This is a genomic window from Pedobacter sp. MC2016-15 (genome assembly GCF_026239695.1).
In the GTDB taxonomy this organism is placed as follows: domain Bacteria; phylum Bacteroidota; class Bacteroidia; order Sphingobacteriales; family Sphingobacteriaceae; genus Pedobacter.
The window spans coordinates 39,922-54,698 of record NZ_JAPIVS010000002.1 but is presented as its reverse complement, the minus strand read 5'-3'; the positions used below and the strand labels follow the sequence as shown (position 1 = coordinate 54,698).

Genomic DNA, 14,777 nt, shown 5'->3' with positions numbered 1-14,777 from the left:
AAAGCTTGTTTTTCAATACTGTATGCTGCTGAAACGCACCATAAGGCATCGAAAGACAAGCTTTCTTTTTTTTACGAGAGTTCTATGGTTTCTCCGATAGCCGGTAAAAACAACTGTTTATTCTCTCTGGCGAACTTTGCCACAGCAGCTTCAGTATCGATAGTGATCTCAGCCATAGTATTATAATGGACGCCAACTATACGGTCCACATTTACAAATTTTGCAGCTATTAGCGCATCATCCGGGTCCATGGTGTAATTACCGCCGATTGGGAGGATGGCATAGTCCAGCTTGTATAATTCAGCCAGCAATTTCATATCCATATTGAGTGATGTATCACCGGCGAAATAGATAGATTTTCCTTCTAATTCCAGTACATAACCTGCGGGATTGCCACCATAGGTGCCGTCGCCCAGGGCGCTGGAGTGGGTAGCCCATACCATGCGTACTTTTCCGAAATCAAATTTATAGGAGCCATAATTCATGGCATGGAGATTTGTTAATCCCTGTTTTCCTGCCCATTGTGCAACTTCAGCCTGAGCGATAACTTTTGCACCTGTTTGGTTTGCCAAAAGCACAAGGTCTCCGGTGTGATCAAAGTGACCGTGACTGATAAAAATATAATCTGCTTCAATTGCCTTTACATCAATTGCCGAAGCCAAAGGGTTCTGCGTGATGAAAGGATCAAAAAGAAACTTTTTGCCATCTGCTTCCAGCAGAAAACTGGAATGTCCGTAATAGGTGAATTTCATTGTTTTATCTGTTTTTAGTTTCCAAACATCCCGCCTAAGCCACCAAGCATATCCTGGGTGGCAGCCTGCATTTCCTGAGCGCTCACGCTCTCTGCCTGCTGTAATACTTTGTTGATTGCAGTCAGAAGAAGCTCTTCAACTTCTTCTTTGTCAGCATCTTTAAAGAATTCTTCGTTGATCTCAATTGCAGTTATCGCTTTGTTTGCTGTTGCAGTAACCTTGATGGCACCACCTTCAACTTCTGCGAACACAGAAACAGTATCCAAACGTTTTTTTATTTCTTCAGCTTTTTGCTGAGCAGCCATTAATTTATCGAACATAATGAGTTAGTTTTAATTGAAAACGAAAGTAAGGGATTTTTGGTTTAAAGAATTATCCTTTTTTTCTTGGTTTAGCCCTTTCATATTGTACAGGCCATGGTGTTTCCTCATCCAGTTCATAGGCGGCATGGAGAGGGAAGTATGGGTCTCTGAGGAGTTCCCTGGCTAAAAAGATGAGGTCAGCTTTGCCCTCCTGCAGAATCTCCTCTGCCTGTCTGGCTTCAGTGATCAGTCCTACAGCACCCGTCAGGACGCCGGTTTCTTTTTTGATCTGCTCCGCAAAAGGCACCTGATAACCTGGGGACAGCGGGATCTTCTGGTACGATACATTGCCACCTGAAGACACGTCGATCAGGTCTACACCTTTATCCCGGAGGATGGCAGAGAGTTTTACCGATTCTTCGGGCGACCATCCACCTTCAGCCCAGTCGGTCGCGGAAATCCTTACAAACAATGGGTTTTCGGCAGGCCATTCTTCCTGTACGGCAGCCACAACTTCCAGCACAAACCGAATCCTGTTTTCGAAACTGCCGCCATACTGATCGCTACGCTCATTGCTGAGGGGAGAGAGGAACTGGTGGAGCAGGTAACCATGAGCGGCATGGATCTCCAGCACTTCATAACCGGCTTCGACAGATCTTCTGGTGGCCGACCTGAAATCTGCCAGGATCTTTTCTATGCCTTCAGCGCTGAGTGCTTCAGGGGCTATGGTACCTTCCTGATGCGGAATCGCACTTGGAGCCACCGTTATCCATCCACCTTCTTCTTCGGTGATTTGCTTACTGCCCTTCCATGGGGTGTCAAAGCTGGCTTTCCTTCCGGCATGTGCCAGCTGAATACCTGCTACAGCGCCGTTTTCTTTAATAAAAGAGGTAATGCGTTTTAAAAAGGAGATATGTTCGTCAGACCAGATTCCGAGATCATACGGAGAGATCCTGCCTTCAGGAGAAACAGAAGTAGCTTCCTGAATGATGAGCGCTGCACCACCTACGGCACGGCTTCCCAGATGCACTAAATGCCAGTCGCTGGCAAAACCGTCTGTCGCAGAATACTGGCACATTGGAGATACGATAATCCTATTTTTCAAATGGACATTTTTGATGTCCAGGGGAGATAATAACTTAGACATGATATTTTTTTAGGTGTACAAATTAAATCATACTAACACAAAAAATTCCCATATGTGTTTTAACTAATAAGTTATGACAGAAATCAGATACTGGGTGCAGAATCTTGCAAAAAATAACATAGAATTAATATTATTTTATGGCATTTTTTTGAAATAAAGCCTACTTTTGTACTGCTGATCAGAAGATAGGCAGGAGTTGACAAAATGTAAAAAAATAAAAAACGCATTGCACAACTCAATATTTATTTAAACCTTTACACCTTCAGTAATTTAAAGCGGGATTTATACAGAAAATGATAAAGCAAACGACACATAAACTTTCGATAGTAACAGCAAAAAATATTGCTGCGAGAAGTTTATATATTGAGCGTTTGCAGCCTGTCATCTATGTAACAACCAGCCGGCAAAATTATACACCCCGTATTTGAGTTAAATCTATACTCAATCGAAGAGGTTTGTCCTCTCCATCCAAAACCAATTAATCAGAATATTTATTTTTTTTCGTTAACTATTAATGAATATAAACGATTTTATAGTGCAGGTTGCACTTCCTGAACATCGTGTTTTTGCAGAAGAGATCTGTGAAGAAATGGCTGAATCTGCAAAAGCAAGAGGTACAGGTATCGCTAAACGTTCCCCGGACTATGTTGCTGGTAAGATGTCTGAGGGGAAATCTGTAATTGCTTTTCATAAAGATGGCTCATGGGCCGGGTTCTGTTATATCGAAACATGGAGTCATGGTCAGTTTGTTGCCAACTCTGGTTTGGTGGTAAGTCCGAAATACAGGAAAGTAGGGCTTGCACACACGATAAAAGAGAAAATATTTGAGTTATCGAGACAGAAGTATCCCAAAGCCAAGATATTTGGTTTAACTACCGGTCTTGCGGTAATGAAGATCAACTCTGACCTGGGCTATGAACCTGTAACTTATTCTGAATTGACACAGGATGAAGATTTCTGGAAAGGCTGCCAGAGTTGTGTGAACTTTGAAATCCTTAAAATGAAGGACCGCAAAAATTGTATGTGTACAGCAATGTTGTATGACCCTGCTACACAGAAACATGATGTGGCCAAGAAATTTGCCGAGGAGCTGCAGCGTAAGCCTAAGTTGTATGAACGCTTTATGCGTATCAAACAAAGGCTGGTGCTTAAGCCTAAATCAGATGATAAAGGAGGAATGAAATCTATTCTCCAGTTATCATCGCTATTTTTTAAATAATTTTACCAGTGATGCTTTGCATCACGTTACCATAATTGATCAATAAAAATATAATCTAATGAAGAAGAAAGTAGTTTTAGCTTTTAGCGGAGGTTTAGATACTTCATTTTGCTGTATTCATCTTGCTCAGGACCGCGGTCTTGAAGTCCATTCAGTAATTGTAAATACAGGTGGTTTTTCTGAAGAAGAATTACAGGAAATCGAAAAAAGAGCTTACGCTTTAGGTGTGGCTTCTCATGCTGTAGTAGACGAAACTGCCAACTATTACGATGGATGTATTAAATATCTGGTGTTTGGTAACGTGCTGAAAAATGCTACCTATCCACTTTCTGTAAGTGCTGAGCGTGTAAGCCAGGCTACTGCCATCGCAAATTATGTGAAAAAAATTGGTGCCGACTATGTGGCACATGGTAGTACCGGTGCAGGAAATGACCAGGTAAGGTTTGATATGATCTTCAACATCATTATCCCTAACGTGGAGATCATTACGCCAATCAGAGATCTGAAATTATCCCGCGAAGCGGAAATAGAATACTTAAATAAACATGGTGTAGAATATACTGCTGAAAAAGCAAGATACTCTATCAATAAAGGTCTGTGGGGAACATCTGTAGGTGGAAAAGAAACGCTTACTTCCAATGAAACTCTTCCCGAAGAAGCATGGCCTACACAGGTTTCGGAAACTGAAAGCCGCAAAATTGAGCTTACATTCGAAAAAGGTGAACTGACAGGTATTGACGGTGAAACGTTAGATCCTGTAAAGGCGATCCAGAAGTTGCAGGCCATGGCGCAGCCTTACGGTATCGGACGTGATATCCATGTAGGTGATACAATCATTGGTATCAAAGGACGTGTAGGCTTTGAAGCTGCTGCCCCAATGGTGATCATCAAGGCACACCATACACTTGAGAAGCATACGTTGACCAAATGGCAGTTGTCATGGAAGGAGCAACTGGCTTCATTCTACGGAAACTGGTTGCATGAAGGTCAGTTCCATGATCCGATCATGCGTAACATCGAAGCCTTCCTAGCAGATACACAACAGACTGTTAGCGGTAAGGTATTCGTAGAACTGCTTCCGTACAGGTTCCAGATCATTGGAATTGAGTCTGATCACGACCTGATGAGCAACAAATTTGGCAGCTACGGTGAGATGAACAATGCATGGAGTGGTGAAGACGTAAAAGGATTCTCTAAAATATTTGGTAACCAGGTAATGATCTGGCATAAAGTGAACAGCAATGAAGATTAGAGCAGGTATAATTGGCAGTGCCGGATATACAGGCGGCGAAATGCTGCGCCTGCTGATCAACCACCCTGATGTGGAGATTGCTTTTGTGCACAGCAACAGTAACGGCGGAAACCTGATTTCTGACGTACATACAGACCTGCTGGGAGATACGGACCTGCGTTTTACGGAGGAGCTTTCACAGGATATCGATGTGTTGTTCCTGTGCGTGGGACATGGTACGGCTAAGAAGTTCCTGGCAGAAAACCCGGTAAAGAAAGGGATTAAAATCATCGATCTGAGCCAGGATTTCAGGTTGACAGAAGCTGCCGGCACAGACTGGGTATACGGTTTGCCGGAGCTGAACAGGGAGCGTATCAAAGGGGCCAGCTTTATTGCTAACCCGGGATGTTTCGCCACCTGCATTCAGCTGGGTTTATTGCCGCTGGCAGCAAAAGGGCTGATCAAAAAGGATGTACATATCAACGCGACTACGGGATCTACGGGTGCAGGACAGGGATTAAGTCCTACTTCGCATTTTAGCTGGCGTAATAACAATCTTTCTGTATATAAGGCATTTGAACACCAGCACCTGAACGAAATAGGGCAGAGCCTGGTTCAGCTGGATGCACAGTTTGATGTACCATTGAACTTTGTGCCTCAGCGCGGAGATTTTACAAGGGGTATCATGGCAGCAATGTACCTGGAAAGTGACCTTACAGCTGAAGAAGCACAGGTGATATTCGAGGAATATTATGCAGGTCATCCTTTTACCCATGTAAGCAAAAATAATATTGATCTTAAACAGGTGGTAAATACGAGTAAAGGCATTGTGCATGTAGAAAAACATGGCAACCAACTTTTAATTATCAGCATCATTGATAACTTGTTAAAAGGAGCCAGCGGACAGGCCGTGCAGAATATGAATTTAATGTTTGGGCTGGATGAGCGGCAGGGACTGCGCTTAAAGGCCAGTGCTTTCTAGTTAAAGCCAGACAGAAAATTCTTATTTTATTCATCATCCCGGAGATGATCCGGGATAAAACCTTTTAAAAATGAACTTATTCGATGTATACCCTCTAAATGATATAGAAATTACTAAAGCCTCAGGCAGCACTGTCTGGGATGCCAATGGCCAGGAATACCTGGATCTTTATGGCGGACATGCGGTGATTTCTATCGGTCATACCCATCCGCATTATGTAAAACGTTTAACAGAGCAGCTGGCTAAAGTAGGCTTCTACTCCAACTCTGTGAAAATTCCCCTGCAGGTTGAACTTGCAGAGAAACTGGGAAAAGTATCAGGAAAGACTGACTATCAGCTCTTCTTATGTAATTCTGGTGCTGAAGCCAATGAAAATGCATTGAAACTTGCTTCTTTCTATAACGGCAGAAAAAAAATCATTGCTTTTAAAGGTGCCTTTCATGGCAGGACTTCCCTGGCCGTAGCTGTTACTGACAACCCTAAAATTATCGCTCCGGTAAATGAAACGGACAATGTTGTATTTCTCCCTCACAATGATGAGCAGGCGCTGAAAGATGCATTTGCGAGCTATGGCAATGAGATCAGTGCTGTAATTATTGAAGGTATCCAGGGTGTAGGCGGTATTAAGGAGGCCTCAAAAAGTTTCCTGCAGCTGATACGTGCCCTGTGTGATGAGCACAATGCGGTATATATCGCGGACAGTGTACAATGCGGATATGGCAGAACGGGTACATTTTATTCTCATGATTATGCGGACGTAAATGCCGATGTATATACCATGGCCAAAGGTATGGGTAACGGCTTCCCTGTGGCAGGGATCTCTATCGCGCCGAAATTCAAACCATGGCACTATATGCTGGGAACTACCTTTGGTGGTAACCACCTTGCCTGCGCTGCTGCACTGGCAGTGCTGGAGGTAATGGAGCAGGACAACCTGATGAAAAATGCTGAGGAAACAGGTAACTATCTGATCACGGAACTGAGAAAGATTGAAGAAATAAAAGAGCTGAGAGGACGTGGTTTAATGATAGGTATAGAACTTCCTGAAGAATTATCGCAGGTTAAAAAGAACTTGTTATTTAAACAACATATCTTTACAGGAGAGGCTAAACCTAATGTGATCAGGTTGCTGCCTGCACTAAACCTGACTAAAGAACAAGCCGATCATTTTTTAGAAAACTTTAAAATTGCCTTAAAAGGATGAACCAATTCACCTCTGTAAAAGATGTTGAAGACATTGACCAATTGGTAAAAGATGCCCTCGCATTGAAAGAAAACCCTTATGCACATCAGCATCTGGGAAAAAACAAAACATTAGGACTTGTTTTTCTAAACCCAAGTCTGCGTACGCGTCTGAGCACTCAAAAAGCTGCAATCAACTTAGGCATGAGTGTGATGGTGATGAACATGGATAAAGAGGGATGGGCGCTGGAAACTGAAGATGGTATTGTCATGAACGGTACCACCGTGGAACATATCCGCGAAGCTGCCGCCGTAATGGGGCAGTACTGCGATATCCTTGGACTGCGCTCTTTTCCAAAGCTGACCAACAGGGATGAGGATTATAATGAGGATTTCTTCAATAAGTTTATTAAATACTGTGGTGTACCGGTAGTAAGTTTAGAAAGTGCTACACGCCATCCGCTGCAAAGTCTGGCAGATCTGGTAACGATCAGGGAAACCTGGAAGGGCGAGGCTAAACCAAAAGTGGTACTGGCATGGGCGCCGCATGTGAAAGCATTGCCGCAGGCAGTACCAAACTCTTTTTCGGAATGGATGTGCGAAGCGCAGCGTCTGGATATGCTTGACTTTACGATCGTTCAGCCGGAAGGATATGAGCTGTCGGAAGACTTTACGCCGGGGGCAAACATCATGTATAACCTCGAAGAAGCACTGAAAGGTGCTGATTATATCTATGTTAAAAACTGGTCGAGCTTTAAAGAATATGGTAAGGTATTGACCTATCCTGACGGATGGATGATGAACAATGAGAAGTTGAAGGATACAAATAATGCGAAAGTAATGCATTGTTTGCCTGTGCGCAGGGACCTGGAGCTGTCATCAGAAATCCTGGACGGACCTAACTCTTTGGTTATTCATGAAGCCGGCAACCGTTTATGGGCCGCACAGGCGGTATTGAAAGACTTATTACAGCGATGAAGCAGCTAACGATCATAAAAATCGGTGGTAATGTAATAGACAGTTCGGAGAAACTGCACCAGTTTCTGCTCGATTTTACTGCATTGCCGGGAGATAAGATATTGGTTCATGGTGGTGGAAAGATCGCGACTGAACTAGGGCATTCGCTGGGTATCGAGCCCAGGATGGTTGAAGGAAGGCGGATAACTGATATTGAAACGCTTCGCATCGTGACGATGGTTTATGCCGGGCTAATCAACAAAAATATGGTTGCGCAACTACAGGCAAAAGGCTGTAATGCGATTGGCCTCAGTGGTGCCGACGGAAATGTGATTAAGGCGGCAAAACGCCCTGTAGTAACGATCGATTATGGCTTCGTGGGTGACCTGGATGAAAGCTCGGTAGCTGTGGATACGCTGGACAGCCTGCTGAAAAGTGGTCTGGTGCCGGTGCTTTGTGCGATTACGCATGACGGTGACAGCCAATTGCTGAATACCAATGCAGATACGATAGCATCAGCTGTTGCTGTTGCGATGTCCTCAGCTTATGACACGCGCTTAGTGTATTGCTTTGAGAAAAAAGGCGTGCTCCGCGATGTGGACGACGACCTTTCACTTGTTACAGAAATCAAACGAAATGAATTTGATCAGCTGAAAGCAGAGGGAGTAGTTTCTGGTGGTATGATCCCTAAGCTGCACAATGCTTTTGAGGCGATCAGGCAAGGGGTTAAGGCTGTCTATATCGGCAAGGCCGACGAGCTGCCACAAATTGATTTGAACGGATTCGGAACCAGATTAATAGATTAAATAATGGGACAATTTACAGGAAATATTGCCATTCTTGGCAGTGGAAACATCGGACTTTCGCTGGCTAAGGGCTTAGTGAAAGCAGATTACGTAAAAGCTGGCCAGATTAGCCTGACCAGAAGGAATATCAGTAAACTCCAGGACTTTGCAGACCAGGGTTTTGCGGTGAGCAAAGATAATGCTGCCGTAGTTGCTGCGGCGGATATTATTGTGCTGGCAGTTTTACCGCAACAGCTGAACCTCCTGATGGAAGAAATTGCACCGGTAATAGATATTAATAAACACGTAGTGATTTCTGTAGCGTCAGGTGTAAGCTGCGCTGATATACGCAGCAAGCTAAAAGATGGTCTTGAAGTAATCCGGGCAATGCCTAACACGGCTATCGCCATCGGACAATCCATGACCTGTGTAGCCTCTGACAATGCCTCTAAAGCGCATATCGATGAAGTAACGAAGATGTTCGAAACTGTCGGATCGGTAGTGAAGATCAATGAAGACCTGATGACATCGGCTACGGCGCTGTGTGCCTGTGGTATTGCTTTCTTTTTACGGGCCATCCGTGCGGCATCGCAGGGTGGGGTAGAAATAGGCTTCCATGCTGATGAGGCACTGAAAATGGCCGTGCAAACTGCTAAAGGGGCAGCAGACTTGCTGCTGCAGATGCAATCGCATCCTGAACAGGAAATCGATAAAGTAACATCGCCAAAGGGGTGTACCATTGCTGGTTTGAATGAAATGGAACACAATGGTTTTAGTTCATCCCTTATTAAAGGCATCAAGCTCTCTGCAGTTAAAGCGGGAGAATTATATACAAAGGGATAAATTATGATAGAAAAACTGCAAAAAGATAGTTTAGAGTTGCTAAAAGAATTGATCAGCATCCAGTCTTTCAGTAAGGAAGAGGATAAAACGGCTGATCTGATCGGGCAATTTTTGCAGGAACGAGGAATACAAATACACCGTAAGCTCAATAACATCTGGGCTTACAACAAATATTTTGATGAGCGCAAGCCTACTGTGCTGCTCAACTCACACCATGATACGGTAAAACCAAACTCCGGCTACACCAGAGATCCCTATGCGCCGGATATTGAAGATGGTAAACTTTTCGGATTGGGAAGTAATGATGCCGGTGGCTGTCTGGTATCCCTGATTGCTACCTTTCTTTATTTCTACGATCAGGAAGGATTATCCTATAATATCTGCCTTGCGGCTACGGCTGAGGAAGAGATCTCGGGACATAACGGACTGGAGTATGTGCTTCCTGACCTTGGTGAACTGGAGTTCGCTATTGTCGGGGAACCTACGGAGATGAACCTGGCAATTGCTGAAAGGGGATTGCTGGTGCTCGACTGTACGGTTACTGGTAAGGCCGGGCATGCCGCACGTGAAGAGGGTGACAACGCCATCTATAAAGCGCTGAAGGATATTGAATGGTTCAGAAACTATAAGTTTGCCAAAGTCTCTGAAGTTTTTGGCCCGCTGAAAATGTCGGTTACGATAATCAACGCCGGGTCACAACATAACGTTGTACCGGCAACATGTACTTTTACTGTGGATGTTCGCGTTACTGATGCGTACAGCAATGAAGAAGTGCTTAAAATCATACGTACGAATGTGGATTGTGATGTAAAACCACGCTCGGTGAGGTTAAAGCCTTCGTCAATTGATAAGGAACATCCACTGGTACAGTCGGGCATAACTTTGGGAAGAACTACCTATGGTTCGCCAACGACCTCAGACCAGGCATTGTTGAGCATTCCTTCAGTGAAGGTTGGGCCGGGTGATTCTGCAAGGTCGCATATGGCTGATGAATATGTATACGTTGATGAGGTTGCTGCCGGCATAGCGTTATATATTGAGATGCTTAAACCTGTGATCAACGGTAAATAATCCGGCTGGTCACCTTAATACTTTAGCTTAAATTAAAAGAATAGATATCTAATGAAGATCTGGCAGAAAAATATTGAAGTAAATAAGGATATTGAAAGTTTCACCGTAGGTAAAGACAGGGAACTGGATCTTGAAATGGCGGCTTTTGATGTTTTAGGCTCATTGGCACATGTGGAAATGCTCGAAAGTATAGGTCTGCTTACTGCGTCTGAACTTACAGAGATCCAGGTGGCCCTGAAAAAGATCTATGCAGAAATTGAAGCCGGAGAATTTAAAATTGAAGATACTGTAGAGGATGTGCATTCACAGGTTGAATGGCTGCTTACCCAGCGTATCGGAGAGGCCGGTAAAAAGATCCATAGCGGACGCTCGCGCAATGATCAGGTACTGGTAGACCTGAAGCTATTCTTCAGGGACAGGATAGAAACGATGGTTGGCAATACTGTCAGCCTGTTTCAGCAGCTGATCACGCTGAGCAACGCACATAAAGATAAATTGGTACCAGGATATACGCATCTCCAGATCGCTATGCCTTCATCATTCGGACTTTGGTTTGGCGCATATGCAGAAAGCCTGGTGGATGATATGGAGGTGATGCTCGCTGCCTGGAAGATCTGTAATAAAAATCCTTTGGGTTCTGCCGCAGGTTACGGATCGTCGTTTCCGCTGAACAGAACCATGACTACTGAACTGCTGGGCTTCGAAAACCTCAATTACAATGTGGTTTATGCACAAATGGGCAGAGGAAAAACAGAACGTATCCTGGCACAGGCGATGTCTTCAGTAGCGGCGACGCTTGCCAAGATGTCTATGGATGTAACGCTGTTTATCAATCAGAACTTTGGTTTTATCAAATTTCCGGATGAGCTGACTACAGGATCGAGCATCATGCCACATAAAAAAAACCCCGATGTTTTTGAACTGATCCGTTCACGCTGCAACAAGATTCAGGCTTTGCCAAACGAAATTGCAATGATGACGACGAACCTGCCATCGGGTTATCACCGTGACCTGCAGTTGCTGAAAGAAAATCTTTTCCCATCTATGGTTTCATTGAATGAATGCCTGGAGATGACAAAATACATGCTGCAGCAAATTGACATTAAAGACGATATCTTAAAGGATAAGAAATACGATTACCTGTTTAGTGTTGAAGTGGTTAACGACCTTGCGCTAAAGGGTATTCCTTTCAGGGAAGCCTACAAGATTGTAGGTGAATCTATCGAAAGTGGTACCTTTGTGCCTGGAGTAGAGGTAAACCATACACATGAAGGCAGTATCGGAAACTTGTGCAATCCTGAAATTGAGCTGATGATGGAGGCTATTCTCGATCAGTTTAATTTCGAAAAAACAAAAACAGCCATAGAGCAGTTGCTGGCTTAAATTCTAACCATAAATAAAAAAATAAAATGAGCGTATCAGTATTAGCAAAGTCACTTATTGGCTCTGAGATCATCAAGATTGGTCAGGAGGTTAATGAACTGAAGAGCAAAGGGGCTAAAATTGCGAATCTTACTATCGGAGACTTTGATCCTTCCATCTTTCCAATTCCATCAGAATTAAAAGACGAGATCGTTAATGCCTATAATGAGCATCACACCAATTATCCTCCTGCGGATGGCGTGCTTTCCCTAAGAAAAACTGTTGCAGGGATTTTAAAAGATCGCTACGAGCTGGACTTCAATACAGATGAAATCCTGGTTTCAGGAGGTTCACGCCCGTTGATTTATGCGACTTACCTGGCGCTGGTAGATCCGGGAGATAAGGTGATTTATCCGGCACCATCGTGGAACAACAACCACTACTGCCACCTTTCTTCTGCTGAAGGTATTGCGGTTGAAACTACTGCTGAAACTAATTTCATGCCTACCGCGGAACTGCTGAGGCCACATATCAAAGGAGCGACCCTATTGGCGCTTTGCTCACCACTTAACCCTACAGGTACGATGTTCAGCAAGGAACAGCTGGAGGAGATCTGTGACATGGTGATTGAGGAGAATAAATCAAGAGCAGCAGGAGAGAAGCCGTTGTATATTATGTATGACCAGATCTATTCACTGCTTACCTTCGGTAAAGAACATATCAACCCGGTGAGTTTACGTCCGGAACTGAGAGATTATGTAGTTTATATCGATGGTATTTCCAAATGCCTTGCTGCAACAGGTGTTCGTGTGGGATGGGGATTTGGACCGGCAGAGGTGGTGTCTAAAATGAAGGCATTGCTGACGCATATCGGTGCCTGGGCGCCTAAGGCGGAGCAGGTAGCTGTAGCAAAATATTTTGCAGATAAAGCCCTGGTTGACCAGTTTATGGATTCATTTAAGGAGCAGATCCAGGAAAGCCTGAATGCACTTTACGTGGGTTTCCAGCAGTTAAAAAGTGAAGGCTTTGCGGTAGATGCGATTGTACCTATGGGAGCGATCTATCTGACCCTGAAAATCGATTATATTGGAAAGACTACTGCATCAGGAGACCTGTTGAAAGACAGCACAGATGTAAACTCTTACCTGATCAATGAAGCACTGGCAGCCTTTGTGCCATTCTCATGTTTCGGTACGGATGAAACGAAGAGCTGGTTCCGTGCTTCGGTGGGCGGATGTTCTCTGGAAGATATCAATGCCATGATCCCGAGGATCAAAGCTGCTTTGAGCAAACTGAAGTAATTTCATCTTATCATAAAAAAAGGGCTGTCCATTTGGGCAGCCCTTTTTTGTTACTTAAATTCTGATGTCTTATGAAATTCGATATCAGGATAATCCCTCTTGGTCATATTGATCATGAAATCATTGTCAGCCAGATAGACAGCATTGCCATCCTTATCCTCGCCAATATGCAATTGTTTACGCTTTACAAATTCTTCCAGTTTCTTTTTATCAGTAGAAGATACCCAGTTTGAGCGGGTGTAGCTCAGCATACGGAAATGTGCTTTTGCACCATATTCATGCTCAAGCCTGAAAGCGATTACTTCAAATTGCAGGTCGCCCACAGCACCAATGATTTTCCTGTTACCTGGCTGCTGGATAAACAACTGCGCAACGCCTTCCTCTGTGAGCTGCTGTATGCCCTTCTCCAGCTGTTTCGTGCGAAGTGGATCTCTGTTCTCTACCTCTTTGAATATTTCAGGAGAGAAGCTAGGAATGCCCTTGAATTGAAGTTTTTCTCCTTCTGTCAACGTGTCGCCGATTTTGAAGTTGCCGCTGTCATACAATCCGACAACATCTCCCGGCCATGCTTCTTCCACAATGCTTTTTTCATTGGCCATGAAATCCATGGGATTTGAAAATTTCAGTTTTTTATCCTGACGGGTATGGTAGTAAAATTTATTCCTTTCGAATTTACCTGAACAGATTCTCAGGAATGCAATCCGGTCGCGGTGCTTGGGATCGAGGTTGGCATGGATCTTAAATACGAAACCTGAGAAGTTTTTCTCCTCTACCATTACTTCTCTTTCTTCAGCTTCCCTGCTTCTCGGGCTGGGTGCGATATTGATGAAAGTATCAAGCAGCTCCTTAATTCCGAAGTTGTTGATCGCACTTCCAAAAAATACCGGTGCCAGCAAACCCTCGGTATACATGCTTTGATCAAGCGAACCATATACACCTTCTACCAGTTCAAGATCTCCTTTTAGTCCTGAGAGTTCTGCCGGTTTAAGGAAGTTATTCAGTTTTTCATCATTCAGATCATTGACTTCAATCACCGGGTCGGCAATCTTGGTTTTATCCGGCTCAAAAAGATTCAGATGCTTATTGTAGATGCTGTATACTCCTTTGAAGGTATGACCCTGTCCGATAGGCCAGGAGAGCGGACAAAGGCTGATATTCAGCTTACTCTCAATTTCATCCAGCAGGTCAAATGCGTCCTTACCTTCACGGTCCATCTTGTTGACAAAGATAATCACAGGGGTATTACGCATGCGGCAAACTGCCATTAGCTTTTCTGTTTGTTCCTCTACACCCTTTACACAGTCTACCACAAGGATAACACTGTCAACAGCGGATAAAGTTCTGTATGTATCTTCTGCGAAATCCTTGTGACCAGGGGTATCCAGAATATTGATTCTTTTGTCTTTGTATTCAAAACCCATTACAGAGGTCGCAACGGAAATACCACGTTGTTTCTCAATCTCCATGAAATCTGAAGTACTGCTTTGGTTGGCCTTGTTACGTTTTACTGCGCCTGCCGTATTTATCGCTCCGCCAAATAACAGAAACTTTTCAGTTAAGGTTGTTTTACCAGCATCGGGGTGACTAATAATGGCGAATGTTTTTCTTTTTTCTATTTCGGGGTGGATCATAAAGGATTAAGC

At 43.9% G+C, this 14,777-nt stretch carries 14 protein-coding genes; 10 read left to right on the top strand and 4 right to left on the bottom strand.

Annotated features, from left to right (window positions below):
• Positions 1-71: 71 nt before the first annotated feature.
• From OQY15_RS04935 to OQY15_RS04925, 3 genes are read right to left on the bottom strand one after another with little or no spacing between them, the layout of a single operon-like run.
• Positions 72-752 (bottom strand): metal-dependent hydrolase, encoded by a 681-nt coding sequence (locus OQY15_RS04935; protein WP_265788474.1) that lies wholly within the window; start codon positions 750-752, stop codon positions 72-74.
• A gap of 14 nt (positions 753-766) precedes the next feature.
• Entirely contained in the window at positions 767-1,072 is a 306-nt protein-coding gene (locus OQY15_RS04930; RefSeq protein WP_265788472.1) for a YbaB/EbfC family nucleoid-associated protein, read from the bottom strand.
• A 52-nt stretch (positions 1,073-1,124) separates the two neighbouring features.
• On the bottom strand, positions 1,125-2,201 hold the full coding sequence (locus OQY15_RS04925) for an NADH:flavin oxidoreductase/NADH oxidase (RefSeq protein WP_265788470.1): 1,077 nt from the start codon (positions 2,199-2,201) through the stop codon (positions 1,125-1,127).
• 514 nt (positions 2,202-2,715) lie between these two features.
• Between OQY15_RS04925 and OQY15_RS04920 the strand changes: the two genes are divergently transcribed.
• The 10 genes from OQY15_RS04920 (at position 2,716) to OQY15_RS04875 (ending at position 13,134) form a co-directional block, all read left to right on the top strand.
• Positions 2,716-3,420 (top strand): GNAT family N-acetyltransferase, encoded by a 705-nt coding sequence (locus tag OQY15_RS04920; RefSeq protein ID WP_265788468.1) that lies wholly within the window; start codon positions 2,716-2,718, stop codon positions 3,418-3,420.
• 58 nt (positions 3,421-3,478) lie between these two features.
• Positions 3,479-4,672, top strand: coding sequence for an argininosuccinate synthase (argG, locus tag OQY15_RS04915; RefSeq protein ID WP_265788466.1), 1,194 nt, complete (start codon positions 3,479-3,481; stop codon positions 4,670-4,672).
• Positions 4,662-5,633: an N-acetyl-gamma-glutamyl-phosphate reductase gene (argC, locus tag OQY15_RS04910; RefSeq protein WP_265788464.1), complete on the top strand. Its 972-nt coding sequence runs from the start codon at positions 4,662-4,664 to the stop codon at positions 5,631-5,633. Before argG ends, argC begins: the two co-directional genes overlap by 11 nt.
• A gap of 70 nt (positions 5,634-5,703) precedes the next feature.
• Positions 5,704-6,837 (top strand): aminotransferase class III-fold pyridoxal phosphate-dependent enzyme, encoded by a 1,134-nt coding sequence (locus OQY15_RS04905; protein ID WP_265788462.1) that lies wholly within the window; start codon positions 5,704-5,706, stop codon positions 6,835-6,837.
• Entirely contained in the window at positions 6,834-7,793 is a 960-nt protein-coding gene (locus OQY15_RS04900) for an acetylornithine carbamoyltransferase (RefSeq protein WP_265788460.1), read from the top strand. The genes OQY15_RS04905 and OQY15_RS04900 overlap by 4 nt, the downstream gene beginning before the upstream one ends.
• Positions 7,790-8,578 (top strand): acetylglutamate kinase, encoded by a 789-nt coding sequence (argB, locus tag OQY15_RS04895; protein WP_265788458.1) that lies wholly within the window; start codon positions 7,790-7,792, stop codon positions 8,576-8,578. The genes OQY15_RS04900 and argB overlap by 4 nt, the downstream gene beginning before the upstream one ends.
• A gap of 3 nt (positions 8,579-8,581) precedes the next feature.
• The gene (gene proC / locus OQY15_RS04890) at positions 8,582-9,400 is read left to right on the top strand and encodes a pyrroline-5-carboxylate reductase (protein WP_265788456.1); all 819 of its coding nucleotides are present in this window, start codon (positions 8,582-8,584) and stop codon (positions 9,398-9,400) included.
• 3 nt (positions 9,401-9,403) lie between these two features.
• Positions 9,404-10,471: a M20 family metallo-hydrolase gene (locus OQY15_RS04885; protein ID WP_265788454.1), complete on the top strand. Its 1,068-nt coding sequence runs from the start codon at positions 9,404-9,406 to the stop codon at positions 10,469-10,471.
• 51 nt (positions 10,472-10,522) lie between these two features.
• Entirely contained in the window at positions 10,523-11,854 is a 1,332-nt protein-coding gene (gene argH / locus OQY15_RS04880; RefSeq protein ID WP_265788452.1) for an argininosuccinate lyase, read from the top strand.
• Between the two features lie 26 nt (positions 11,855-11,880).
• On the top strand, positions 11,881-13,134 hold the full coding sequence (locus tag OQY15_RS04875; RefSeq protein ID WP_265788450.1) for an aminotransferase class I/II-fold pyridoxal phosphate-dependent enzyme: 1,254 nt from the start codon (positions 11,881-11,883) through the stop codon (positions 13,132-13,134).
• Between the two features lie 50 nt (positions 13,135-13,184).
• On the opposite strand, the gene OQY15_RS04870 is transcribed toward OQY15_RS04875, so the two are convergent.
• Complete coding sequence (locus tag OQY15_RS04870) at positions 13,185-14,765, bottom strand: peptide chain release factor 3 (RefSeq protein WP_265788448.1); 1,581 nt, start codon at positions 14,763-14,765, stop codon at positions 13,185-13,187.
• Positions 14,766-14,777 lie beyond the last annotated feature (12 nt).